Annotated in this window: 21 protein-coding genes and 2 other annotated features; of the genes, 7 read left to right on the top strand and 14 right to left on the bottom strand. The window is 29.5% G+C overall.

From position 1 onward, the window contains the following. Positions 1-67 precede the first annotated feature (67 nt). The 4 genes from FOC48_RS01245 to FOC48_RS01235 form a co-directional block, all read right to left on the bottom strand. Positions 68-1,096, bottom strand: a complete 1,029-nt coding sequence (locus FOC48_RS01245; RefSeq protein ID WP_003146745.1) for a HAMP domain-containing sensor histidine kinase — start codon at positions 1,094-1,096, stop codon at positions 68-70. A 20-nt stretch (positions 1,097-1,116) separates the two neighbouring features. Next, complete coding sequence (locus FOC48_RS09900) at positions 1,117-1,524, bottom strand: response regulator transcription factor (RefSeq protein ID WP_003146746.1); 408 nt, start codon at positions 1,522-1,524, stop codon at positions 1,117-1,119. Positions 1,525-1,581: 57 nt separating this feature from the next. Next, positions 1,582-1,806: a response regulator gene (locus tag FOC48_RS09895; RefSeq protein WP_003146747.1), complete on the bottom strand. Its 225-nt coding sequence runs from the start codon at positions 1,804-1,806 to the stop codon at positions 1,582-1,584. Positions 1,807-1,888: 82 nt separating this feature from the next. Beyond that, positions 1,889-3,538: an SSURE domain-containing protein gene (locus FOC48_RS01235; protein ID WP_003146748.1), complete on the bottom strand. Its 1,650-nt coding sequence runs from the start codon at positions 3,536-3,538 to the stop codon at positions 1,889-1,891. Between the two features lie 261 nt (positions 3,539-3,799). Then, positions 3,800-4,017 (top strand) — a binding site (T-box leader). A 58-nt stretch (positions 4,018-4,075) separates the two neighbouring features. After that, positions 4,076-4,318 (top strand) — a binding site (T-box leader). Positions 4,319-4,402: 84 nt separating this feature from the next. On the opposite strand from FOC48_RS01235, the gene metE reads away from it, so the two are divergent. Continuing rightward, positions 4,403-6,643, top strand: coding sequence for a 5-methyltetrahydropteroyltriglutamate--homocysteine S-methyltransferase (gene metE, locus FOC48_RS01230; protein WP_003146749.1), 2,241 nt, complete (start codon positions 4,403-4,405; stop codon positions 6,641-6,643). Between the two features lie 9 nt (positions 6,644-6,652). Beyond that, complete coding sequence (locus FOC48_RS01225; protein ID WP_003146750.1) at positions 6,653-8,494, top strand: bifunctional homocysteine S-methyltransferase/methylenetetrahydrofolate reductase; 1,842 nt, start codon at positions 6,653-6,655, stop codon at positions 8,492-8,494. Positions 8,495-8,567: 73 nt separating this feature from the next. Here the strand turns inward: FOC48_RS01225 and FOC48_RS01220 are convergent, their stop codons facing one another. From FOC48_RS01220 to FOC48_RS01195, 6 genes are all read right to left on the bottom strand, one after another. Then, on the bottom strand, positions 8,568-8,921 hold the full coding sequence (locus FOC48_RS01220) for a YlbF family regulator (RefSeq protein WP_003146751.1): 354 nt from the start codon (positions 8,919-8,921) through the stop codon (positions 8,568-8,570). 346 nt (positions 8,922-9,267) lie between these two features. Beyond that, positions 9,268-11,292 carry a glycosyltransferase family protein gene (locus FOC48_RS01215; RefSeq protein WP_003146752.1) on the bottom strand — a complete coding sequence of 675 codons (2,025 nt, stop codon included), beginning with the start codon at positions 11,290-11,292 and terminating at the stop codon, positions 9,268-9,270. Positions 11,293-11,294: 2 nt separating this feature from the next. Further along, complete coding sequence (locus tag FOC48_RS01210) at positions 11,295-12,296, bottom strand: glycosyltransferase family 2 protein (RefSeq protein ID WP_003146753.1); 1,002 nt, start codon at positions 12,294-12,296, stop codon at positions 11,295-11,297. Between the two features lie 147 nt (positions 12,297-12,443). Next, a complete protein-coding gene (locus FOC48_RS01205) occupies positions 12,444-14,594 on the bottom strand; it encodes a YhgE/Pip domain-containing protein (RefSeq protein ID WP_003146755.1) in 2,151 nt (716 codons plus the stop codon). 128 nt (positions 14,595-14,722) lie between these two features. Further along, positions 14,723-15,370: an anaerobic ribonucleoside-triphosphate reductase activating protein gene (nrdG, locus tag FOC48_RS01200; RefSeq protein ID WP_003146756.1), complete on the bottom strand. Its 648-nt coding sequence runs from the start codon at positions 15,368-15,370 to the stop codon at positions 14,723-14,725. Positions 15,371-15,749: 379 nt separating this feature from the next. Next, a complete protein-coding gene (locus tag FOC48_RS01195) occupies positions 15,750-17,366 on the bottom strand; it encodes an ATP-binding cassette domain-containing protein (RefSeq protein ID WP_003146757.1) in 1,617 nt (538 codons plus the stop codon). A 366-nt stretch (positions 17,367-17,732) separates the two neighbouring features. Between FOC48_RS01195 and pcp the strand changes: the two genes are divergently transcribed. The 3 genes from pcp to FOC48_RS01180 all read left to right on the top strand — a co-directional run bounded on the left by pcp (position 17,733) and on the right by FOC48_RS01180 (position 20,498). After that, entirely contained in the window at positions 17,733-18,380 is a 648-nt protein-coding gene (gene pcp, locus FOC48_RS01190) for a pyroglutamyl-peptidase I (RefSeq protein WP_003146758.1), read from the top strand. Between the two features lie 318 nt (positions 18,381-18,698). Further along, entirely contained in the window at positions 18,699-19,103 is a 405-nt protein-coding gene (locus tag FOC48_RS01185) for a MarR family winged helix-turn-helix transcriptional regulator (RefSeq protein ID WP_003146759.1), read from the top strand. Between the two features lie 12 nt (positions 19,104-19,115). After that, positions 19,116-20,498 carry an MATE family efflux transporter gene (locus FOC48_RS01180; protein ID WP_003146760.1) on the top strand — a complete coding sequence of 461 codons (1,383 nt, stop codon included), beginning with the start codon at positions 19,116-19,118 and terminating at the stop codon, positions 20,496-20,498. 49 nt (positions 20,499-20,547) lie between these two features. Here FOC48_RS01180 and srtB read toward each other — a convergent pair whose 3' ends face one another. The 3 genes from srtB to FOC48_RS01165 form a co-directional block, all read right to left on the bottom strand. Beyond that, complete coding sequence (srtB, locus tag FOC48_RS01175; RefSeq protein ID WP_003146761.1) at positions 20,548-21,351, bottom strand: class B sortase, LPKTxAVK-specific; 804 nt, start codon at positions 21,349-21,351, stop codon at positions 20,548-20,550. A gap of 98 nt (positions 21,352-21,449) precedes the next feature. Beyond that, positions 21,450-21,773, bottom strand: coding sequence for a heavy metal-binding domain-containing protein (locus FOC48_RS01170; protein WP_003146762.1), 324 nt, complete (start codon positions 21,771-21,773; stop codon positions 21,450-21,452). Between the two features lie 24 nt (positions 21,774-21,797). Beyond that, a complete protein-coding gene (locus FOC48_RS01165) occupies positions 21,798-22,787 on the bottom strand; it encodes a lipoate--protein ligase (RefSeq protein ID WP_003146763.1) in 990 nt (329 codons plus the stop codon). A gap of 177 nt (positions 22,788-22,964) precedes the next feature. On the opposite strand from FOC48_RS01165, the gene trpS reads away from it, so the two are divergent. Beyond that, positions 22,965-23,978: a tryptophan--tRNA ligase gene (gene trpS, locus FOC48_RS01160; protein ID WP_003146764.1), complete on the top strand. Its 1,014-nt coding sequence runs from the start codon at positions 22,965-22,967 to the stop codon at positions 23,976-23,978. A 227-nt stretch (positions 23,979-24,205) separates the two neighbouring features. Continuing rightward, entirely contained in the window at positions 24,206-24,949 is a 744-nt protein-coding gene (locus FOC48_RS01155) for a DNA/RNA non-specific endonuclease (RefSeq protein WP_003146765.1), read from the top strand. Positions 24,950-24,987: 38 nt separating this feature from the next. Here the strand turns inward: FOC48_RS01155 and psiE are convergent, their stop codons facing one another. Next, positions 24,988-25,389 (bottom strand): phosphate-starvation-inducible protein PsiE, encoded by a 402-nt coding sequence (psiE, locus tag FOC48_RS01150; protein ID WP_003146767.1) that lies wholly within the window; start codon positions 25,387-25,389, stop codon positions 24,988-24,990. Between the last annotated feature and the right edge of the window lie 87 nt (positions 25,390-25,476).

The raw sequence follows: 25,476 nt of genomic DNA, 5'->3' as shown, positions 1-25,476 counted from the left end.
ATCTAATTCCAATTATTCTTTCAAAATAATAAATCTGATTCTAAGATTTCCTTATATACTCAGTGTATTAGCAATTAATTTTCAAGGTAAATTTACTACCCTTTCCATACTCACTTTCTACTAATATGTCTCCATTAATTTGTAAGGCTAATTGCTTCGCTATTGCCAAACCTAAGCCATAACCACCAGTTTTCAAATTTCTTGATGCTTCAACACGATATAATCTTTTGAAAATATTATCAATATCTTCTTCTTTTATACCGCAACCTTCATCAATTATAGAAATAGATAATTCTTGATTTTTTATTTCAGTTACTATTTCTATTTTTGTCCCACTTGGTGAATATTTAAATGCATTACCTATTAAATTCACGATAATTCTTTGCATTTTATTGTAATTACTTACTATTTTGGCATTCTCAGGAATAACTTTAATATAGATATCTCTTTTTTCTTTTTCTGCTCGCAACTTAAACTCTGACATACAGTCAATCAATAATTTATCTAAAAATATGGTTTCATTTTTATCATCTTCACTAGTATCTTTTACACTTAATGTTAAATAATTTAATTCTTCAACAAGTTTATTCAATCTTGTTGTTTGTCGGCAAATCGTTTCTAGATAATATTTAAATTCTTCTTCTTTTATTATTCCGTCTAACATTCCTTCTGCAGTTGATTGAATTGAAGTTATAGGAGTTTTTATATCATGAGATAACTGGGCTATCATAAGAGATTTTTCTTTTTCACTTTCTTCTAATGACTCAAAACTTTCTTTTAAATGTTTTGCCATTTCATTGAATGATAACGATAATTCTCTAAACTCAGTAGGACCTTCTACAGTATTGCTAATATCAAAATTTTTCTCACTTATACTAATCGTTTGTCTTTTTAGTACACGTAATGACTTAAATACACCTTTTAGTAATATAATACTAATTGTAGCTCCAATTAGTCCTGCAATTATTGTAATCACAACTATAAAATATGTATCTTTTTTTTCAATTAACATTAAATTTGAAGCCCAAAAAACAGCCATAATAGTTATTAAAAATGATAAAATATATCCAACAATAATATAATCTCTTAATTTCATACTATATTTCCTTTCCATTTTTAAACTTGTTTTTCCATTTTGTATCCTAGACCCCATACCGTTTTTATACTCGGTGTTTTTTCTGTTGAATATTTTGTTAAGATTCTTCTTAATGAGTGTATATGCACATTTAGCGTGTTTGCATCTTCTACATATTCATCTTGCCAAATTTTTTCATACAATTCTGTCTTAGAAAAAACATGCTCTGGATTATTAGCTAGTAACCATAATAATTCAAAAGATTTCACGGTCAGTTCTAATTGTCTATCATTTACCATAGCAATTCTACTATTATAGTTAATTTTTAAATCACCTAAAGTTGAAATATTTTCACTACTATTTTTTTCAATTCTACGTAGTATATTTCTAACTCTTAAAACTAATTCTCTTGGACTAAATGGTTTTACTATATAGTCATCCGCCCCCAAACTTAAAGCGTAAATTTTATCTGGTTCTGTTGTTTTCGCTGTTATAAATAAAAATGGTTACTCAGAATCTAAATACTGTACTTCGCTAATTAAATCATAACCATCCATATTTGGCATCATTATATCAGTAATTATTAAAGAATATTTATTTTTCTTGTATTTCTCTAAAGCTTCTTTACCATCATTAGCGATATCAACATCATATCCACCTTGCTCTAAATATCGTTTATTTATCTCCGTTATTTCTATTTCATCATCTACTAATAAAATTTTATTAACCATATTTAACTCCTCTTATCAAAATAGTACTATACAATAAAAGTATAGCACTATTTCGATAAAATCTACAAGTTTATTTTATTTATTAATTATTTTTTCTTCTGAATCCTAATAGACCTAAGAAGCTTGCGATGACTAATGCTAGTATTCCAGTATTTGATGAATTTGTTGAACTCATTGTTCCTTCAGGTGCCGCACTTGTTTTTGGTAGCATACCTTTTTTCATCATGCCATTACTCATATGAGTATTCATAGTCATATTATCTTGCATCATATCTTTATTCATATGAGAATCCATAGTCATATTATCTTGCATCATATCTTTATTCATACTAGATTTCATAGACATATTGTCAGATTTACTCATATTCATTATTTTTCCACTTACATTTGAATCCATTGAACCAGTAGCTGTATTATTTTGCATCATATCTTCACCTGGTTTCATATCCATTTGCATAGTTTCTTTATGTAGATTTACAGTCACTTCTTTTGTTGCTACTACGTTTGTTAAATCCGCTTTTCCGTCTTTTTCACCGTACACTTTGATTGTTGCTTTGTAACTTTGTGTTCCATTTGCTTTTAATAAGTCTAATAATTCTTTATCTGATTTTCCTTTTGTTCCTTCTAGGTCTACTTCATAGAAGTATAATCCTTTTCCTAATTTTTCTAATGGTAATAATGCTGGATTTTTCGCTGATCCGTTGTCTGACCATGGTGCTTTGTCTGATGATTTCAAGATTAATCTTGTTAACATTCCATCTCCACCGAAGAATTCGTAAGGAATTACTTGGTTAACTCCCGCTGTGAATGGCCCTGGGAAGTTCGCTTTATCTAAATATTTAGCTGGTACATCTACTGTATCTTTTGTATTGTCCATTACTGCTTTTTTAACTTCGTTGACAGTTGTTAATCCATTTAGATTTACATTTACATCTTTTGTTGCTACTACGTTTGTTAAATCTGCTTTCCCGTCTTTTTCACCGTATACTTTGATTGTTGCTTTGTAACTTTGTGTTCCATTTGCTTTTAATAAGTCTAATAATTCTTTATCTGATTTTCCTTTTGTTCCTTCTAGGTCTACTTCATAGAAGTATAATCCTTTTCCTAGTTTTTCTAATGGTAATAACGCTGGATTTTTCGCTGATCCGTTGTCTGACCATGGTGCTTTGTCTGATGATTTCAAGATTAATCTTGTTAACATTCCATCTCCACCGAAGAATTCGTAAGGAATTACTTGGTTAACTCCCGCTGTGAATGGCCCTGGGAAGTTTGCTTTATCTAAATATTTAGCTGGTACATCGACTGTATCTTTTGTATTATCCATTACTGCTTTTTTAACTTCAACTGGAGTTGTTTGTGGTTCTGCTACATCTTTTGCCTGTTTTATTAAATTATTCACATCAGCTTCTTTAGAGTCAACACTCACTTCTTTTTCTGCTTTTACTTCAGATTGCTTTTCAGCACTTACAACATCTTTTGCTTCAACTGGTTTTGTTTCTTTTTCTACAGTATTTTCTTTGTTTTCAATTGCTTTAGATTCAACAGCTGTATCAGTTTGTTTATTATCATTTTGAACTACAGGAGCTTTATCTTGTAAATCACTTGCGTGAGCTTCTCCACCTCCTACAATTACAAAAATACCACTTGCAATTGCTGCTGATACTACTCCAACACTAACTTTTCTTATTGCCCATTTCGTAAAATTTTCTGATTTAATAAAGTTGTTTTTCATTTGTATTTCTCTCCTCTTGCCTTAATACTTTATTATCAAAACTTTTTGTTTGATGAATACAGTATACCTTATAGATATTAACTAACTATTAGTAAAAGTTAAAATATTTCTTAAATAGTTATTATTAAAATATTATCTTTAAAATATATTAATATATATGGTCTATCTTAGATTTCTGACAATTTCGAAAAAAGTTTTTAATTTTTTTAATAAAAAGTGTTGACAAAGAAAAAATCTTATGTTAATATTTCTTTAACAGTTTTAAAAGCGAAGAAGTGAAGAGCGATATTACTTATTTATTAGAGACCTTTTGGTTGGTGAAAAAAAGGATTTGGGTGTATTGTAAATGGTCACAGAGCTGAACTAATGACTATTAATGAGTTAGTTCCGGTTGATTACCGTTAATAATCATTGAGGTAAGATTAAATTTATTTTAAGATTATAAAATTGGGTGGTAACACGGTCATTTCGTCCCTTGTGTTACTACCCTTTTGTCGTATTTAAGACTGAGTAAAAATTATTTTTATAAATTAATATAGTATAACATTGATAAGATGAGTAGAAAAAAGGAGTTAAACCAGAGAATCTCGGTAGCTGAAAAGAGATTAATGAATTTTTTTGAAGATGGTCTTTGAGTTTTAATTATCGAGCAGTAGTTAGATAATTACGCATAAAATAGCGTTAAAATTTTAATGAGGTGGAAAACTAAAAAATTCAATTCACAATTTTAGATTTTCCATAAAATAAGGTGGTACCACGTATGAAACGCACGTCCTTAGACAATATTTTTAATATTGTTTAAGGGCGTTTTTATTTTTATAATTCAATATACAAAAAAGAGAAAATTTCAGGAGGAAAGAAATAATGACAAAAATTTCAAGTTTAGGATACCCACGTTTAGGGGAAAAAAGAGAATGGAAAAAATTAATTGAAGGATATTGGGCTCGTACAGTTCGTCAAAACGAATTACTTGAAGAAGCAGGAAAACTTCGTCGTCTTTATATCGAAAAACAATTCAATGCTGGTTTAGATTTCATCCCAGTTGGTGATTTCTCACTATATGACCACATTTTAGATTTATCTGTACAATTCAACGTTATTCCACAACGTTTTGAAGGAAGAGAAGTTGATGTAGACTTATTCTTCGATATCGCTCGTGGTAACAAAGATAACGTTGCATCTGCACTTAAAAAATGGTTTAACACTAACTACCACTACATCGTACCGGAATGGGAAAATGTTAACCCTAAATTAAACAACACTCGTCTATTAGACTTATACAAAGAAGCTAAAGAAATCGTAGGAGATAAAGCTAAACCAGTTATCACAGGTCCAATCACATACGTAGCTTTATCGAGCGGTCTTGCTGAAGGTGAATTTGAAAAAGCTGTAGATAAATTATTACCATTATACACTCAGGTATTCAAAGAATTAGCTGAAGCTGGTGCTTCTTACATCCAAGTAGATGAGCCAATTTTCGTTACTGATGAAGGTAAAAACTATGTAGAATTAGCTCACAAAGTGTACAACCACTTCAACAACGAAGTAGATGCTAAATTCATCTTCCAAACTTACTTCGAAGCTTTAGTAGAAGCTGAAAAACTTGCTGATTTACCTGTAGCATTCGGATTAGACTTCGTTCACGGTAGAGAAGAAAACTTAGCTAATGTAAAAGCTGGTCTATTCAAAGATAAAGAAGTATTCGCAGGTGTTGTCGATGGACGTAACGTATGGAGCAACGATTTCGAAGATAGTTCTGCATTATTAGAGGAAATCAAAGCTAATGTTGCTGAATTAGTAATCCAACCATCTTGTTCATTACTACACGTACCAGTAACAACTAAAAATGAAACTGAATTAGAAGAAACTTTACTTAATGGTTTAGCATTCGCTGATCAAAAATTAGAAGAACTTAACTTACTAGCTAACAAACTAGATGGCAAAGAAGAAGCTGCGTACCAAAAACACGTAGAAGACTTCAACAAATTACAAAATGCTGACTTCAGAAATCTTGAATTAGAATCAAGTGAAAATGTTCGTTCAACTCGTCCATCTGACTACAAAGTTCGTCGTGAAATTCAAAACAAAAAATATAATTTACCATTATTACCAACTACTACAATCGGATCATTCCCTCAATCTAAACAAGTACGTTTACAACGTGCACTATGGAAAAAAGGTGAATTATCTAATGAAGCTTATGAAAAATTCATCGAAGAGGAAATCGCTCGTTGGATTAAAATTCAAGAAGACCTTGATATCGATGTATTAGTTCACGGTGAATTTGAACGTACAGACATGGTTGAATTCTTCGGTCAACGTTTCGCTGGATTCGCATCAACTAAATTCGGTTGGGTTCAATCATACGGTTCTCGTGGGGTTAAACCACCAATCATCTACGGAGATGTAAAACACGTTGAAGCTGTAACAGTTAAAGAAACTGCTTATGCACAAAGCTTAACTAATCGTCCTGTTAAAGGTATGTTAACTGGACCAGTTACAATTCTAAACTGGTCATTCGAAAGAACTGATATTTCTAAAGCAGAAATTTTCAACCAAATCGCTATCGCACTTAAAAATGAAATTGAACTTTTAGAAAAAGCTGGAATTACAATTATCCAAGTTGATGAACCAGCTATCCGTGAAGGATTACCTCTAAGAGACAGTAAAAAAGAAAAATATCTTGAAGAAGCAGTATTCTCATTCCGTTTAGCTACTTCATCAGTTCAAGATGATACACAAATCCACACACACATGTGTTATTCTAACTTCGATGAAATTATCGATTCTATCCGTGCATTAGATGCTGACGTTATTTCTATCGAAACTAGTAGAAGTCACGGAGAATTAATCTCTGCTTTCGAGACTGCAATCTACCCATTAGGTATCGGTCTTGGAGTTTACGATATCCACTCTCCTCGTGTACCAACAAAAGAAGAAGTACGTACTAACATCTTACGTCCACTACAAAAACTATCTACAGAACAATTCTGGATTAACCCTGACTGTGGATTAAAAACACGTGCTGAAAAAGAAACTATCGAAGCTTTAGAAGTTTTAGTTGAAGTTACTAAAGAAATCAGAAATGAACTTGCCGCTAAATAGGAGGTTCATATGAGAAATTTATTAGAGAGATTAGAACAAAATGTACTCGTAGCTGATGGAGCTATGGGTACAGCTCTCTATAGTAATGGATTGGAAAGTTGTCATGAATATAATAATATCTCTAATCCAGATTCTGTGGAGAAAATTCATAAAGCTTATATCGAAGCTGGAGCGGATATAATTCAAACAAACACTTATGCGGCAAAAAAATGCCAACTTAAGACGTATGGCTATGACGATAAATTCGAAGAAATTAACATTCGTGCTGCTGAAATAGCACGCAAGGCTGCTGGAGAAGATACTATTGTTTTCGGAACAATCGGAGCTATTCGAGGTCTTCGTGAATGTGAACTTTCATTAGAAACTATTGTAAAAGAAACAATTGATCAAGTAAAAGTTCTACTATCAACAAATAAAATAGATGCGTTGCTATTTGAAACTTATTATGATCAAGAAGAAATTCGCGCTGTATTAACTGAAGCAAGAAAAATAACTGACTTACCTATTATCACTAATATTTCATTATTAGAAGCAGGTATTACTCAAAACGGAGAAAAAGTAACTGATGCTTTAAGTGCACTTGTTAATCTAGGTGCTGATATCGTTGGTTTAAACTGTCATCTAGGTCCTTATCATATGATTAAAAGTTTAAAGCAAGTACCTTTATTTGCACAAAGTTACCTATCTGCTTATCCTAATGCCAGTTTATTACAACTGACACAAACAATTAATGGTAATGAATATCGTTTCAGAAAAAATTCATCTTACTTTGAACAGAGTGCTAAACTTCTTGTTGAAGAAGGTGTAAGATTAATCGGTGGATGCTGTGGTACTACTCCAGAACATATTCGTGCTATTAAAAAAGGAATAAAAGGTCTTAAACCAGTTAAAAGAAAAGTAATAACACCGCTACCTGCAGAAGAAGAACTAGTCAGAGTAGCAAATAATAAACCAACAATTGTTGATAAAGTCAAAAAACAAGTAACTATAATTGCCGAATTAGATCCACCAAAACATTTAAATGTTGATAAATTTATTGAAGGGGCTAAAGCAATAGACAAGAAAAACATTGAAGCTATTACACTAGCAGATAATTCTCTTGCTAGTACTCGTATTTGTAACTTGTCTGCTGCAACTTTACTTAAAGAACATATTACTACCCCTACACTACTTCATTTAACATGTCGTGATCATAATCTTATCGGACTACAATCTCGTTTAATGGGATTTGATCTTCTTGGAATTAATAACGTCCTTGCTCTTACTGGAGATCCAAGTAAACTTGGTGATTTCCCAGGGGCTACTAGTGTCTATGATATGACTAGTCTTAAATTAATTCCTTTTATTAAACAACTTAATGAAGGACTTGGATATAACGGAGCTTCACTGAAAAAGACTACAAACTTTACAGTAGCCGCTGCTTATAATCCAAATGTTCGTGACCTAAGTAAAACAAAACGTTTAGTTGAGAAAAAAATAAAAGCAGGTACTGACTACTTTATTACGCAACCTGTCTTTGAAGCTGAAAAAATTGAACAATTAGCAGAACTTGCCGCTGATTATCCAGATACACCATTCTTCGTTGGTATTATGCCAATTACTAGCTACAACAACGCTGTCTTCCTACACAATGAGGTACCTGGAATTAAATTATCAGAAGAATTCTTAGCTAAGTTAGAAGAAGTAAAAGATGATAAAGAACTTTGCCAAAAAGTTGCTTTAGAAGAAAGTAAAAAACTACTTGATGTTGCTTTAAAACACTTCAAGGGAATTTACTTAATCACACCATTTTTAAGATATGATCTAACATTAGAATTAATAGATTATGTTGAGGAAAATAAAGATAAATAAAAATTAAATGTGTATATAAAAATCACGGTGTTAGAATCATTCTAACACCGTGATTTACTATTTTTCTTCTATTTTATTTGTTTCCATATTTTTCAAAAAGTTCATCTAATGGTTTGTACATTACTTTATTTAAATCTTCGATTAAAAATTGAAGTTTTTGTTGAGCTTGTACAAAATCTAAAAATTTAGCATTTTCCATTAATTTTTGTTGGATTTCTTCTAATGCTGTTAAATCTTCTTCTGAAGGCTCATTTCCTGATTGAGCTGCTTCCATTAAATCTTTTTGTTTTAATACGAATTGTGTGTAAAGTTCATTAGCTTCTTCATCAGAATATAATCCTTCAGATGCCGCTAATGATGCTTTGTATTCATCAGATTCTCTTAATGCTCTTTCAAATTCATTTGCTTTATCATAAATATTTACCATAGTTATTTGCTCCTTTTATGTTGTAATTTTATTATAACATAGTTTTACCTTCTTTGACAATAAATCGTTTACACTTATTAAGGTTTCTATATTATATGGAGTTATAAGGAGCGACTTAAAAATCATGATTCCAGAGAAATCGATTTTGCACCCCCGCTTAGGACTTTTAGATCAGTCCTTTTATTCTTAACAAACCCCTATAATTTAGATTTGTTATAATTATATTATATATTAGATACTTTATGTTAACCTTATACTATAACTAAACTTGAATTAAAATACACAAAATAAAAAGGACCTATCCGAAGATAAGCCCCATTATTAATTTAAGAGTTCTCTATTATTATTAATACCACCAAAGTTTTTGGTATCTATGACCTATTTGTAGTGATAGATCTTTTTTATTTTGATCTGCTCCATTAATATATAATTTCCCTGCTTCATACATATCTACCATCTCATTCGGTACACTTGAAATTACTATGCTACCATTATTATCACTTTCTATTTGTGAGAATTTCACACTGTAATCTCCTGCAGGAAGATCATCAAAATACCAACGTAAAGTGTAAGTTTGTAAAGGAATTTCCCAATACAATTCACGATATACAAATTCATGTTCTCTTACAACTTTATTATCTTTTTTATCGATAATTTCTACTTTATATTTTGAATTATTTTTCTCATCGTATGATGAAATATAACCACGAACATAATTAAAACTTCGATTCGCTTTAAACGTTTGTTCTACTTCAGTATCTTTATTAACTCTAACTATTCCATCACGCAGATAATTATCTGTTGCATATATACTAATACCATTAATTACACGTGAGTCATAGTCTAAGTTCATTGAATATGATGGTCTTAAGAAACTATCACTACCTACTTGAAGTGCAAAAACTATTCCAAAAGCAATATAAAGTTTTTTCTTGTATTTATCAAATATTATAGTCTCATATCTTTCAGCAAATAAAATTAAACCTTTGGCTCCTAAAATAAAGATTATTGGCATCCATGCATATACATATCTAGGTTTTGCTTCCCAAATTAAATGGAACATGAATACTCCAAAAATAATAATTTGGAATAAGAAACAAGATGTTATATACTCTTTTCTACGTTTATAAATGTAATAAACCATTCCGAATAAGATTACTACATACATCATTTGAGAAATATAGATAAAGAAGCTATTGTCACTTCCATAGAAGAGTTGCCATAAGAATCCATCACCATCTCGTAATGCACGTGTACCATTCGTATAATTTATCGTACCATCACTCCAATTACCTCTTATTTTTAATACTACCATAAGAAGATTAAGGAAAATCGGTCTATGAGTTAGCCTATTAAAGAATAAACCTAAATCATCTGTCATTTTATTTTGACTAAGATATGTAAATTGGAAATCCTGCCAGTTATAACTTCCACCTTGAATACTCATTCCCATCATTACCCAGTGTAACATAGGAAATCTATAACCATCATCTTTCCAGAATCCATAGTGTGCCCAAAGCATATCGAATCCTTTTCCAAAGAAAACAAATGCAATTCCAAAGGTTACTAGTAATAATACTAAATTTTTGTACCATTTGAAAAATAGTAAGTACACAATTAATGCTGGTAAGATAATAATAATGTTAGATCTAAGATTCCAAGCAAATGCTACCAATATCGCTACAGCGACAATATGCTTGGTTCTAAAGATAAAACTCCCATCTGATGGAATAAGAACATATATTATTAAAGCTACCATAATTACCATCAAAGTATCAGAATAGTAGAATAAACTGTACATTTGAAATGGTATGTATAAAATCATTAAGCCAAGAATTATTGTTTGTTTTTGTTTTGTTAATAATTTTCCAGCTGTTTTATATGTTAAGAATATAGTAGCTGTTGTTACTAAGAAACAGAATATATGCAACATCCAAACTTCAGAAATATGTAGAAATGCTGCTATACGATATATCCAATAAAGAATAATAGTAGGTGTAATATTATTAGGATAAACTAAGAAGTATCTTTCTCCAGAAAACTTTCCATAGTTTAACATATAGTGTGCTTCATTTTCTATCTCTGCACCGTCTGAAAAATTTAAGGTATCCATCGATAATATTATTGCCTGAAATACTAAGTATACTAATATTATAATTCTATTATATTTTTTTAATCCTACTTCATCAGTTGCTAGAATTTTTTTTACTGCATAAATAAATAATATGAATACAACAGGAACTCCTAAGAGTAGCGCAAGTGGATTCAATATTCGTTCATATACAAACGGTGCTACATAAGCCCAAGTTAAAGCAACTGTGAAAAGCGCTATAAACGCATATGAAAATACATTATGAAGTATTCGCCTCATATTTATCTCCTATCCTTTCTATTAAGATGATTAGCAAACATAATCGGAGACATTGCTATCATTGTTTTGTTAACAAATGTATCACTTTCAAAATAATTTTTTCTTGATTTTATCAATTCTAAAATTTCTATTTCCTCGGACATATTTTCATGCATTCTTAACACATCAAAAAGTAAGTATCCGCATAGAAGATTTAAACTTTCTTCATATTTTTTGTTTTGTTTAAACTCTTCTATTTTATTTACTGCAATCATTATTCTTCTAGTAGAAGCGTCTATCATTGCATTGTTTCTCACTGATTTTTTTTCTAATAAGTCCTTATATCCAACTTTTCTAATTTGACTAACCTTTCCTGCTATGTCAAAAGTTTTTAGTTTGAAATATAAGTTCTCTAAAGCTAACATGTCTTCTTGAAATCTTAAATTATAGATATCTAAAAACTTTCTTTTAAACATGCAAGCAGTAATATTATAGTTTAAATCACTTTTTAATCTTTTTATTTCTTCTACTAAATATTCTTGACCAGATGAAATTTTTTCATCTAATATACTAGGATATCCATTTCTAGTTAACATAGCAATATCAAGATTATTTATAGAAATCTCATTATATAAAGTCTCTAAGTAATTTTGTTTTAATTTAGAGTTTTCTTCTACAAAAACTACATATTCTCCTTTAGCATAATCTAATGCACAGTTTTTCGCTGATGAATTAGAGCCTAGTTGTTTTTTTATATAATTTATTTTACTACTGTCGACTACAGCAGCCGCTTCTTCTATTTCTGAACTAGAAAGATCATCGACTACTATCACTTCAAAATCTTGGAAGCTTTGATTAAATAAATCATTAATTATTTCCTGTAATCTTTTTACACTTCTATAAGCGGCTAAGACTACAGTAATTTTCGTTTTATTTGTTGTTTTTATTTTTTTTATTAAAATTTCATTTCCCAAAAGCATTGTATCTAAAAAGATATCTTTTGTTCTATCTAATGTTCTAACCATAATCTATCCTCTATATTTTAAGGTTTTATCCTTTAATTATATCACAAAAAACACTATTTTTCATTTCCTATGAAAAAAGTAGAGATTAAGTAATATTACAAAACTACATTATATTGTAACTACTTAATCTCTACTGTAAATTATTTTCTATAAGAATAACTTAGAACGTTCTCTTTCTCTACTTAACTTAGCTGAACGTGCTTTTAGACTAACTAGAATCGCTCCACCTACAAGAACGATAATTAGATAGATAAATAATATTTTTATGTCACGGTGCACAGCTGGAGCATATACACCACCCACCGCTTCACGAAGTAATCCTATTGAATATGTGAACGGTACTTTCGGATATAATGTTTGGAAGAATTCTGAGGTCATTTGAATTGGGAATGTTCCTCCTGAACTTCCTAATTGCAGTACTAATAATACAATACAAACTGCTTTCCCTACATTTCCTAATATACATACTATTGTATAAATAATTGATGAGAATAGTAAAGATATTAATAATGCAAATATAACAAATCTAAATGGTGATGTCGCCTGTGTACCTAGAACATACATATCACCTAAAGTTATAATTAATGTCTGGAATAAAGAAATTATTACAAACAATAATCCTCTACCAAAATATTTTTGATATGGTTTATATTTATTTTCTTCATCTTCTACCTTAGTAGTTAATAATGATGACATTAATAATGATCCAACCCAAATAGATAAAACCGTATAAAATGGAGTCATTGCTGATCCGTAATTTTCTATATGATAAAGTTTATTCTCTTGAAGTTTTACTGGATTTGCGAAAAATTCTGCTTGTTGTTTATAATCGACTTTCAATAAATTAAACAATTGGTTTTTATCTACTTCTCCATCAGCTTTTTTTATTTCGTCCGTTAGTTTTTGTATCTTACTTTTTGCTGTTGGCATATGCGCTTGTAACGTTAATAATTTACCATGTGCATTACTTATTTTCGCTTCAGTTTCTGATAATTTTCTTTCTACAGCTGGAAGTTCTCCTTGAGCCTGTGCTATTATTCCACTCACTTTATCAATATTAACATCTGCCCTACTAAGAACCTGTGATATTAATGGAGAAACTTCATCATTTAACTTAGTATTCATATCTGTTGAAAGTTCATTTATTCTAGCTGATTTATTTACAAACTCTTCTTTCAAAGTATCTGTAATTTCATCGTAGTGATCCATCTTATTATGAATATTTATATTTATCTCTTTCACTTTATTAATATCATTTTCTAGATTTGTCACTTTGGCTAGTTGATTATTAAATAATCTTTCATTAGATAGGTTATTAAAATATTCGAAAATATTCTTTACAAGTTGTAGTCTTTCTCCACTAGCTTGGAGTCTACTATCTAAAGCTTTTTGTCTAGCTTTAATTTCTTCTGTTCTATCTGGTTTTTGTTGAATTTCTTTTGCTATAATATTTGCTTCTTTTGATACTTCTTCAACTACAGTCAAGTGATTGCTAATAATAGGTAACATTCTATCATTAAATCCTTGAATATTATTAATTGTTACACCTGCTTTATCAGCTAGCATAATACTATTAGTTGCTGCTCTATCTATTTCAGGTAGTGTGTTTTGAACTGTATTTAATATATTATAACCATGCTCTACTTTTCCTATTAATTCATTTAAACTAGATTCATATGTAGAAAAGTTTTCATTCAATTTTAAAATTTCTTGTTTAGCTTTTTCTATTGATGGTAAATTTTCTTCGTATTTAATACCGACTTCATGTAGTTTTTCAAAAATTACTCCATTTGCCGTCTCAACGAAACTCTTGCTAATATTATTAGCAATTGCTGAAGCTCCACTATTAGTTATTTTTGGACTAATAGCATTAATCTTCTCATTTACCGTGTACTCAATTGTCGCCCTTTGAGGTTCTGTTCTACTAACAGAAGTCATATCTTTACTAAAATTTTTTGGAACGACTATACTAGCATAATAGTCACCTATTCTTACTCCGTCCTCAGCTTCTTGTTTATTAGATACAAACTGCCAATCAAGATTTTTATTGTTTTTCAATCCCTCAACTAAACTATTACCTAAGTTTAGCTCTTTACCATCGACAGTAGCCCCATCATCTTCAGATGTAACAGCAACTTTAATATTATTTGTATGACCATATGGATCCCATGAAGATAAAATGTTTGGCCATGCATACATTGATGGTAAAAATATTAAACCCACTATAATTATCCACGTATTAGTTTTTCTAAATACTTCTTTTATATCCTTTCGAAAAATCTCTATAATATTTTTCAACTTTTAATCTCCTCTCTATAAATTAATTAACAAAAATAATTAGAGATATTATATATATCCCTAATTATTAACTTAAATATTATATCACGAAAAACTTTCTATTAAAAGTAATTTCATTCCTAGTATTACTATTCTAAATATAACACTACATTATCCTTACTCGAATTTTTTAAATCTATAATTCTTTGGTTACTACTTCCTCTAAATCTTAAGCTTAGGTCTTTTAAAAAAATCATAAATGGTCCATCTACCAAGACATCACATAAACTTAATAATTCTTTTTTGTCCTCGCTACCATTTAAAAGTTGTTCATATGTGTAACCACTATATACCCAGATATCTTTTGTTGAACCAAATTCATCCCTAACTCTTTTTGCTAAAGATTTAGCTACTTGAGTATTAAGAAACGGTTCTCCTCCCAAAATTGTTAATCCTTGTACATATGAATTGCTTAGATCTTGTATGATTTGATCTTCTATTTCTTTTGTATATAATTGTCCAGCATTAAAGTTTTGGATACTTTCATTAAAACACTCTTTGCAAGCGAATAGACAACCACTTAAATATATAGAGCATCTTACTCCCTCACCATCAACGAATTGAAATGGTTTATAATCAGCATATTTTTTCTTAGAATATGCTTCAGCTACCCAAGTGTCATCAGCCTCTTTAAATGTTCTCATCATACACTTATTAGTAACATTTTTATTAGTAGCTCTATATTCTGAATTATCTATCGTACTAATAATTGTTCTTAATTTTTCTTCTCTAGACAAAATCCTCACCCCTTATGTTTTAATAATATCACTTTTAACAATCAATTACAATTTATCTTATTAAAAGAAGTAACTAGAAAAACTTAATTTTTGAAAAATCGATTTTATCAAGTAACCACAACAAAGTTTGTTAAATTTCTAAAAAGTTTTTTTAAATCGAAATTAGATATCAATAAAGTACTATATCTAAAATTCTCATATAAACTTTCTAAAATTTTAAACTTTTGATTCAGCATCTTCAAAATATATCTTATAAAAAAACAAAGAAAGACTTAGGAAAATTAATTTTTATAAAATCAAAATCCTAAGTCACTAGTATCTAACTTCATGTATAAGTACTACTTATCAGCGGTAATTTTTTATAATATTATTCTTAATTCTATTTAATTTCTATAATGTCTGTAGCAAATTTATCAAATTCCTTACTATGAGTTATTATCAAACTTGTAATATTATGTTCTTTTAAGTAGGTAAAAATATTTTCTACTATTACTTCACTCAAATTCGTATTCATAGCACTTGTTGGTTCATCCAAAATAATGAACTCAGGTCTCCTTATTAATATTCTAGCCAACTCTAATCTTTGCTTTTCTCCACCACTTAAGTTTTTTCCATTTTCTTTCAATAAATAATTATACCCTAGTTTATCAATCAATTCTTGAAGATGTAATAATCTAACTATCTCATCAAGTCTATCCTCATATGGATCACCTAAGAGAATATTATCTCTTATTGTAGCCTCATATATGTATGGTTCTTGATTTACTTTTAAAAATTCTCCTAGAATTTGTATATTATTCTTATATATATCTTTTTCATTAATTAAGACTTCTCCCTCTAGTTTATATGCACCCTCTTGCAAGTTTCTTAATATAAGATTAGATACCGTCGTTTTTCCTACACCACTTCTTCCTTTTAAAACTAGAAAATCACCCTTATTAATTTCTAATCTAAAATCAGATAAAATCAGATTATCTTTAAAATAAAAATTAGATATATTAACATTTACACTGTTAAATTCACTTAATTTTAATAGCTCTTTCTCTTCATTGCTTTTATTATTGAAAGTCTTAGACAACTCACTTTCTATCTTATGAGCAGTCTGCCTAACAGTTATTTTATCTGATATAGAATTAATAGGTTCATCTAACATTCTAACTGTAGAAAATATTGCAATAGCCGAACCTACGGAAAAATCTTTATATATTATAAAATACACTGAAAGTAATAGAGAGACAATAGGTAGTATAAATGCAACAGTAGCAGATATACCTACATATAGCGAAAAATACTTTGCTAAATCAGTATTGACCTTTATTCTTTTATTTATAATGTTCTCTTTAAGGTAATCTATAAAGTACTGTTCTTTGTTTAATTGTTTTAAATCAAAATAACCTAATATTGACTGAAGTATATATTGATTAGTTTCACCTAATAATTTCTGTTCACTCTTCATACAATTCGAAAGCTTCTTACTTATTTGTTTTATAATAAAAAAACATACCAATATTACAGAGAATAATATAAGTGTTATCGAAACATTATACCTACACATAAACATCAATATAGAAAACAAAATAAAAGACTGCGTTACTAAAATAACTTTACCTTGAGAATACCAATCTGATATCTTTATACTATCTGACGTTAACTTAGATAATATTTCACCACTTTTTGCTTCTTTAAAATCATTATATTCACTTTTTAAAAACTTATCATAAAAATACTCTAAAACAGAAAAATTTCCAAGAAAGAAAAGTTTTCTTAAAAAATATTGAGAAAGAAATAACAATAAAAAATAAAATACTAATACTACTATCAAGTATTTAACAAAATGATAAACTCTCTCAAAATCTTTAGATATCAAACTATCTAAGATAACTTGAATAATAAAAATTGATGTTAAATTTACTATAGTTCTTAGTAATATAGAAATTATAGTAATAAGTTGAACGATATACAACTTATTATCATAGTATTTTTTTGTACGATACATAAACTTCTCCTCCCCACTTGCTACACATTACTTCACATATCCTTGTTTTACTAGCTAACAATAAAGTAAAACTTATCTTTTTACAAAATACATCTTAGATAATAAATAGATTATATCATTTTTTCAGAATAATGTAAATTCAATCCTCAAAAATCTGAAAAATCGGATCTAAGGAATTGATGATTTATTTTACTGCGATTTACAATTTATCCCCTAAAATTACAAAAATACTATTTTCAAATTATCTAAACTGTTTTATAATTAGTATAATTTAAAAATTTAATTAATTGAGATGTAATACTTACCTTAGAATATTATTAAGTTAATTATTACAATATATTTTTTATAAATATTACGAGGTGCCTTATGAGAGTATTAATAACTGGTTTTGATAAATTTGGTGGCGAGAGTATTAATCCTTCTAGTTTATGTGTTAATAGCTTACCAGATGTAATAGATAATATAGAAATAAAAAAAATTACCCTACCTACAGTCTTCAAAGATAGCTCACGTATTTTAGAAGAAAATATAGACTCATTTTCTCCTAATATAGTTATCTGTGTTGGTCAAGCTGGCGGAAGAAGTAAAATTACACCTGAACGTATCGCTATTAATATTGATGATGCTAGAATTCCAGATAATATTGGAAATAGTCCTATTGATGAAGCTATACGAAAAGATGGAGAAAATGCATATTTTTCTACACTACCAATAAAAGCAATTGTTGATGAATTGAATAAAAACAATATCCCTTCTGCAATTTCTAATACTGCTGGTACTTTTGTATGTAATCATATTATGTATGAGGCTTTATACCTATCTAAAAAAAAATATCCAAATATTAAAGCTGGATTTATTCATATACCATATATTAAAGAACAGGTTATAGATAAACCCAACATGCCTTTTATGAAAAAGGAAGACATAATCCAAGCTTTAAAAATTATTATAAAAACTTCTGTAAATTACTTTGATAAAGAAGATACAAAAATAACGGGGGGGTTAGAGCATTAATTATCCCTATGTATTTATAGTAGTTCAAACAGAATCTAATTTTCAACAATAATAAGAAAACACTGAAAAGAAAGGTGATGACCAAAAAGTCCTAAAATTTAACAAAATTTATAGGAAACCTCATAGGTGCAGTGGTTTATTAATATCTGAATTCGCTTTAAAAAAGCTTTTCAGACATCTAATAAACTGTGCGGGGGTGACTCTACAAAATCTTGTTTGAAATCATGATTTTTGAGTCACTCCCTTTCTTTTTTACATTGACAAAATAGTATACTAGGTATATAATATATTAGCTATATTATTTTAGGTGGTGAATTTATGTTAAAAGATGCGTTAGGTTATAAACTTATTACACTCTTAGAAAATATGAGAAATTATACAAAACAACCTTTATCTGAGATTGGTATTACACATGGACATTTCATTACTCTTATTTACGTTTCAGAAAATGAAGGTGTTACTCAAGCTCAACTTGCTGAAATACATAGAAAAGACAGAAATATTGTTGGGCGTAATATCGATGCACTGGAAAAACAGAACTTTGTTATTAGAAAACGTGGAGTAAAAGATAGACGTTCTTATACTTTACATTTAACACAAGTAGGAAAAGAAGTTTTATCAACGTACTCTCATCTGTTAAACACAGCTGAAAAAGAAGTTCTTAAAAACTTAACTGAAGAAGAAATTACTATTTTCTTCTCTTTATTGAATAAAATAACTTAAGGAGGAAATTATATGGAAAAAGCACAAAATTATATAGAAAATCCACTAGGAACAAAACCACTTAAAAAATTACTTATATCATTTGCATGGCCTGCTATTACAGCGAATATTATTAATGCGATGTATAGTGTAATTGACCAGATTTTTATAGGGCAAGGTGTTGGTTACTTAGGTAACGCAGCAACAAATGTCGCTTTCCCTCTTACTACTATTTGCTTAGCTATAGGATTAATGATAGGAATTGGTGCAGCATCTAATTTTAATCTTGAATTAGGAAGAGGAAATCCTGAAAAAGCTAAGTCCGTAGTTGGTACTGCAGTATCTTCATTATTTATTATAGGTATTATTATCACAATTCTAGTACATATATTTTTAAAACCTCTTATGTATGCATTTGGATCTACAGACGAAATTTTAGAATATGCAATGACATTCGCTGGAATTACTTCTTTAGGGATTCCATTCTTACTAATTTCTATTAGTACTAATCCTATTGTTCGTTCGGATAATAGTCCAAAATATTCAATGTTTGCCATTATTTTTGGTGCAGTACTTAATACTATTCTTAATCCAATCTTTATCTTTGGATTTGGTTGGGGAATTGCTGGATCAGCTTGGGCTACAGTTATAAGTCAATTCTTATCTGCTTTGATTCTTGTTTTATATTTTCCAAAATTCAAAAGTGTTAAATTTACTAAGCAAGACTTCATACCTAAGATACCTTTATTAAAAGTCGCTGCAGGATTTGGAATGCCTTCATTTGTTTTCCAAGGTTCTAATATGATAGCTCAAATAGTAACAAACAATTTATTAAATATTCACGGTACTAATTCTGTGTACGGGAATGATATTCCTATAGCTGTAGCTGGAATCGTAGCTAAAATTTATATAATATTTATAGCTATTATTATTGGATTAATTCAAGGAGCTCAACCAATTTTTGGATATAATTACGGAGCTAAAAAGTACGAAAGAGTTCGTACTACAATGAGATATACCATGAAATATGCAATGATTATCTCAATTACATTCTTCTTAATCTTCGAGATTTTTCCTAAACAAATTATTAGTCTATTTGGTAATGGTAATGAACTTTACTTTGAGTTTGCAGTTAAGTATATGAGATTCTTCTTGTTATTTACATTTATCAATGGTATTCATATTTCAAGCTCTACTTTCTTCTCTGCAATAGGAAAACCAAAAATTGGAGTTACTATTGCCTTAACTAAGCAACTTATAGTGCTAATACCAATGTTATTTATTCTTTCACATTTCTTTGGGATTGAGGGAGTAATCTATGCTACTCCAGTAACTGACCTTTGTGCAATTTCAGTTTCACTATTCTTTTTGATTAGAGAATTTAAAATGATGCCTAAACATAATGTTACTAAATAGAAGAAAGCAATCTAGTGATTAAAATCACTGGATTGCTTTTTATTATTTATTATCTTTTAGCTACATATTTTAATTCATCTTTATGTTTAGCTTCAAAATCACTCATCTCATTATCTGGAATTTGACGTAAGTACAGATTAGATCTGATTGTTTCATCTTCCTCACGGCAAGTAGATAATACTAAGTATTTGTCTGTAGCTTTAAGTTGAACACTATCATTCTTAGTTGTTGCATCTTTTTTAACGTTAGTTAATTGATTTAAGAAATCTTCATCACTTTCAAAATCTAAACGATAGAATGAAGTTGTTTCTGGTACGATTGTTAAGAATGCTGCTTCATAGTAGTATTTTCTCTCTGGAGTTTCAATTACTACGTATTTGTGTTTATCCATATATTCTTGTTTATCATAGTAGTTAACATCGTTGAACATACGGTGATCCCCAACTTTACTTCCACGAGCGTGTCCGAATAACCAAGTTAATCTATCGTGGAAATCTTTTTTGTTGTCCATATCCATAAATACAGTACCAAGGTAAGGTACATTCCCACCTTCGAATGTTTTATTTAAGTATGTTTCATTGTCATTAGTTTGTACTACAGGTTCATCTAAATCTGTTCCTGGTGCATAAACATATGCTACAGTTTCATTATTTGTTTTAGTTAAATCTGCAAAACGTTTTGATAAATAATCTTTATCTTCTTTACTTACTTTATAAGTCGAATCTGATGAACTAGAACTCGAACTTGAACTTTTATCACTACTACATCCAGCTACAAATACAGCTGATGCTACTAGAGCGATTGTTAAAAGTAAAATAGAGAAAATCTTTTTAAAATTAAATATTTTTTTCATTATATTTTTCCTCTCTATTGAAATTTTAATAACTGTTTAATATTATACAATATCTTATAAAGTATTGCTATTAATTTTATTTTTAATATTTATATATTTTATCTTACTACAACTGCTGTTCCTGTAGCAGTAACTAAAAGCATATTATTACCGTCGCCTCCTAGGGCATCAAAATCAATTCTAACTCCAATAACAGCGTTGGCTCCCATGGCAGCTGCACGAGCTTCTAACTCTTTTAAAGCTTCAGCTCTCGCTTGAATAATTTCATCTTCATACCCTTTAACTCTTCCACCAAAAAGGTTTCGAATTCCTGCTCCTATATCTTTGATAACATTAATTCCAGCTACTACTTCACCTGTAGTTAAACCTTTATATTCTACTACTTCCATTCCTGGAATATAGTTTGTCGTTGCAATTATCATAATACTTCACTCCTATATTATTTATTAGTCTACTAAGATATCTACTACTTCTTCTAATGTAGCTCCTAAGAAGTATGAATTAATATCAATTTGTTCTAAAACTTTTTGAACATCTTCTTTTTGGTATTTTACACCTACTAATTTTTTAGCGATATCTTCAACATCCATTACTCCGAAGAAGTCTCCGTAGAATTTGATATTAGTAATAACCCCTTGTTCTACCATGATATTAGCTTCAATTTTACCAGTTTTAAGTCTTCTATTACGTTTAATATTAAAGTCAGGATTTTTACCATATACCCAGTCCCAAGAGTTATTTTTTTCTTCTTGGATAGCTAAGATTGCAGCTTCATCTTCTTCAGTTGCAACAAAATCAGTCATTTCATATTTTTCACTCATATATTTTTTAAGTGCAGCAACGAAATCTTGAACTGTCATATCTTGATTTGGAAGGTGATCTTTAATGTTTGTAACACGTGAACGTACAGATTTAATACCTTTTGATTCAATTTTATCTTTAGAAACTTTTAAAGCATCTGCTAAAACTGAAGTATTAACATCAAACATTAAGCAACCATGGTGCATAATACGACCATTGCGTACATATTGTGCGTTACCACAGAATTTTTGTCCATCGATTTCTAGGTCATTACGTCCAGTAAATTCTGCTTTAACTCCTAATGAATCTAACGCATCAAGTACAGGTTGTGAGAATGATTTGAAGTCGAATTCTTCTCCGCTTCTTCCATTAGAGATAATTGTATAGTTTAAGTTATTTAAATCGTGATAAACTGCACCACCACCACTTACACGACGAACAATTTTAATTCCATTATCATCACAGAATTTTTGGTTTACTTCTTCAGTTGTGTTTTGGTTTTTACCTACAACGATACATGGTGAATTAATCCATAACATAAATACATCATCTTTTTCTGCAAGTTCATTAAAAGCATATAACTCTAATGCTGTATTGTATCGTGGATCATTACTTTTTGATTCTATATATATCATATTAATCTCCTTAATAATTAACTATTTCTTTATCTTTTATTATATCATCTTTTCCTAACTAAAACACTAAATTTTTATTCAAAATAATATTTTTTATACTAATTCAAACAAACTTTCTCTAGATTATGGTATAATTATAAACAACTATTAAAATTATTTTAAAGGAGTTACCATTTTATGACAAAAATTATTTTAACTGGAGATAGACCTACTGGTAAACTTCACTTAGGGCACTATGTTGGCTCTTTAAAAAATCGTATAGCTTTACAAAATGAAGATGATACTGAAGTATTTATAATGATCGCCGATCAACAAGCACTTACTGACAATGCTGATAATCCTGGGAAAGTTATTGAAAATATAACAGAAGTTGCACTTGATTACCTTGCTGTAGGAATTGATCCTAGTAAGACAACTATTTTCATTCAATCACAAATTCCTCAACTTGCTGAATTATACATGTATTATATGAATCTAGTTTCAGTTTCAAGATTACACCGTAACCCTACTGTTAAACAAGAAATTAATGATAAGAAATTTGGTGAAAGTATCCCTGCCGGATTCTTCACATATCCTGTAAGTCAAGCTGCTGATATTACAGCGTTCAAAGCAACTCACGTACCTGTAGGAGAAGATCAAAAACCAATGCTTGAACAAACTCGTGAAATTGTACGTGATTTTAATAGAACTTACAACAAAGAAGTTCTTGTATTACCAGAAATTGTTTTACCACCAAAAAATCATGCTCGACTTGTTGGTATCGATGGACAAGGTAAGATGAGTAAAAGTTTAAATAATGGTATTTACTTAGGTGACAGTGAAGAAAACATTAAAGCTAAAATCATGAAGATGTACACTGATCCAAATCACATCAAGATTGAAGATCCAGGTCAAGTAGAAGGAAATGTAGTATTTACATACCTTGATATTTTTGATTCTCGTACTGATGAAGTTGTAGAGCTTAAAGAACACTACTCTCGTGGTGGACTTGGTGATATGAAACTTAAACGTCGTTTAAATGATGTAATGCAAGATTACCTACGTCCTATCAGAGAACGTCGTGAAGAATTTGCAAAAGACAAAGCAGAAGTTTATAGAATGCTTAAAGCTGGAAGTGAAAAGGCTGAAAGAGTTGCAGCTGCTACTTTAGATGAAGTAAAAGATGCAATGGGTATTAATTATTTCAAATAATAAAATTAATTTTTGGGGCTGACCCAAAAATCATAAAATTTAACAAAGTGTCTATGAGAACTCATAGACGCAGTGGTTTATTGATATCTAAAGTCGCTTTATAAAAGCTTTTTAGATATCTAATAAACTGTGCGGGGGTGACTCGACAAAATCGATTTCTACGAAATCACGATTTTTGAGTCACTCCCTCTTAGTTATTTAACATACTATAAAAATAAGGAGGCCATATGGCAAAGAGAAAAAAACAACAATTTTCATTATTTTCAATTATTTCTATCGCTATAGTTGTTCTAGCTGCATTAGCTATAACTTACTATACTAATAAATCATCAAATAAAAATTCAAATACTACAACATTTACAAGTGTTTCAAAAATACCTGATGATGTATTAAACTCTTTATCTGCTCCAAAGGAAAGTGAAGCAACTGATAATAATAAATATAAGGTATTAAACAACAATAATCCGTATTTTGCTAAAGAAGATCTTTCTACAACATCTTTTGAAAATTACAGTCCACTTGATAAACTTGGTCGTGTTGGCCAAGCAAACGGAATTATCGGTATTGATTTAATGCCGACAGATAAACGTGAAGAGATTGCTCACGTTCGTCCTAGCGGATGGCAAAGTAACCGTGGAACTCACGTTTACGATAGATCACATCTTATCGCTTTCCAACTTGCTGGAGAAAATGATAATGATAAAAACTTAATGACTGGTACAAGATTTATGAATCTTAATATGATTCCTTTTGAAAATGAAGTTGCTGACTACGTTAAAAAGTCCAAAAAACATGTTCGTTACCGTGTAACTCCAGTATTCAAAGGTGATGATCTTGTAGCACAAGGGGTAATAATGGAAGCAATGTCTGTTGAAGATAACGGTAAGAGTGTAAAATATAATGTATTTTTACCAAACTTCCAAAAAGGAGTAACTATAGACTACAAAACAGGAAAATACACTGTGAAATAAAACTAAGACTTCGAACAAAATCTGTTCGAAGTCTTTTCTTAATCTTTTTTTATAAATTTTTCAGCAATAGCTAAACTAATTACTAACAGTAATATCGCAGCAGCCCAGATTAAAACACTTTTAGGGTCATCATGTTGAACAATAATCAATCTTATAATTGCGGTGATTCCAATATAGATAAAATATCTAAGTGGGAAATGATAATTATTTTTAAAGTATTTAACTATTAAAGCAACAAACTCAAAATATAAGAAAAATACTAATATTCCTTCTACAAAACGTTGATAATTACCTTGATCTGATAAAAATTTCGTACCTTCAAAAAATATTTCCTTAGCTTCCATTATTAAACCAAATGATAATAGTACCCCTATAATCAACAATCCGATATTCATAATCCAAAGAAAAATATCAGATATAATCTTACTAAATTTTTCCATTTTCCACCTCTCTAATTTTCTACATGACATATTATATCATAATCCTCTTTAATATAGGAATAAGACTGCTTAAGTTAATTCATTTAT

The sequence above is a fragment of the Gemella haemolysans genome (assembly GCF_012273215.1).
Lineage (GTDB): Bacteria > Bacillota > Bacilli > Staphylococcales > Gemellaceae > Gemella > Gemella haemolysans_A.
This window is presented reverse-complemented; position numbering and strand designations above follow the sequence as displayed.

Excerpts from the sequence above, each read along its gene's own strand:
- FOC48_RS01245 (WP_003146745.1), bottom strand. The coding sequence starts at position 1,096 with ATGAAATTAAGAGATTATATTATTGTTGGATATATTTTATCATTTTTA.
- FOC48_RS09895 (WP_003146747.1), bottom strand. The coding sequence starts at position 1,806 with ATGGTTAATAAAATTTTATTAGTAGATGATGAAATAGAAATAACGGAG.
- FOC48_RS01235 (WP_003146748.1), bottom strand. The coding sequence starts at position 3,538 with ATGAAAAACAACTTTATTAAATCAGAAAATTTTACGAAATGGGCAATA.
- metE (WP_003146749.1), top strand. The coding sequence starts at position 4,403 with ATGACAAAAATTTCAAGTTTAGGATACCCACGTTTAGGGGAAAAAAGA.
- FOC48_RS01225 (WP_003146750.1), top strand. The coding sequence starts at position 6,653 with ATGAGAAATTTATTAGAGAGATTAGAACAAAATGTACTCGTAGCTGAT.
- FOC48_RS01220 (WP_003146751.1), bottom strand. The coding sequence starts at position 8,921 with ATGGTAAATATTTATGATAAAGCAAATGAATTTGAAAGAGCATTAAGA.
- FOC48_RS01215 (WP_003146752.1), bottom strand. The coding sequence starts at position 11,292 with ATGAGGCGAATACTTCATAATGTATTTTCATATGCGTTTATAGCGCTT.
- FOC48_RS01210 (WP_003146753.1), bottom strand. The coding sequence starts at position 12,296 with ATGGTTAGAACATTAGATAGAACAAAAGATATCTTTTTAGATACAATG.
- FOC48_RS01195 (WP_003146757.1), bottom strand. The coding sequence starts at position 17,366 with ATGTATCGTACAAAAAAATACTATGATAATAAGTTGTATATCGTTCAA.
- pcp (WP_003146758.1), top strand. The coding sequence starts at position 17,733 with ATGAGAGTATTAATAACTGGTTTTGATAAATTTGGTGGCGAGAGTATT.
- FOC48_RS01185 (WP_003146759.1), top strand. The coding sequence starts at position 18,699 with ATGTTAAAAGATGCGTTAGGTTATAAACTTATTACACTCTTAGAAAAT.
- FOC48_RS01180 (WP_003146760.1), top strand. The coding sequence starts at position 19,116 with ATGGAAAAAGCACAAAATTATATAGAAAATCCACTAGGAACAAAACCA.
- srtB (WP_003146761.1), bottom strand. The coding sequence starts at position 21,351 with ATGAAAAAAATATTTAATTTTAAAAAGATTTTCTCTATTTTACTTTTA.
- FOC48_RS01170 (WP_003146762.1), bottom strand. The coding sequence starts at position 21,773 with ATGATAATTGCAACGACAAACTATATTCCAGGAATGGAAGTAGTAGAA.
- FOC48_RS01165 (WP_003146763.1), bottom strand. The coding sequence starts at position 22,787 with ATGATATATATAGAATCAAAAAGTAATGATCCACGATACAATACAGCA.
- trpS (WP_003146764.1), top strand. The coding sequence starts at position 22,965 with ATGACAAAAATTATTTTAACTGGAGATAGACCTACTGGTAAACTTCAC.
- FOC48_RS01155 (WP_003146765.1), top strand. The coding sequence starts at position 24,206 with ATGGCAAAGAGAAAAAAACAACAATTTTCATTATTTTCAATTATTTCT.
- psiE (WP_003146767.1), bottom strand. The coding sequence starts at position 25,389 with ATGGAAAAATTTAGTAAGATTATATCTGATATTTTTCTTTGGATTATG.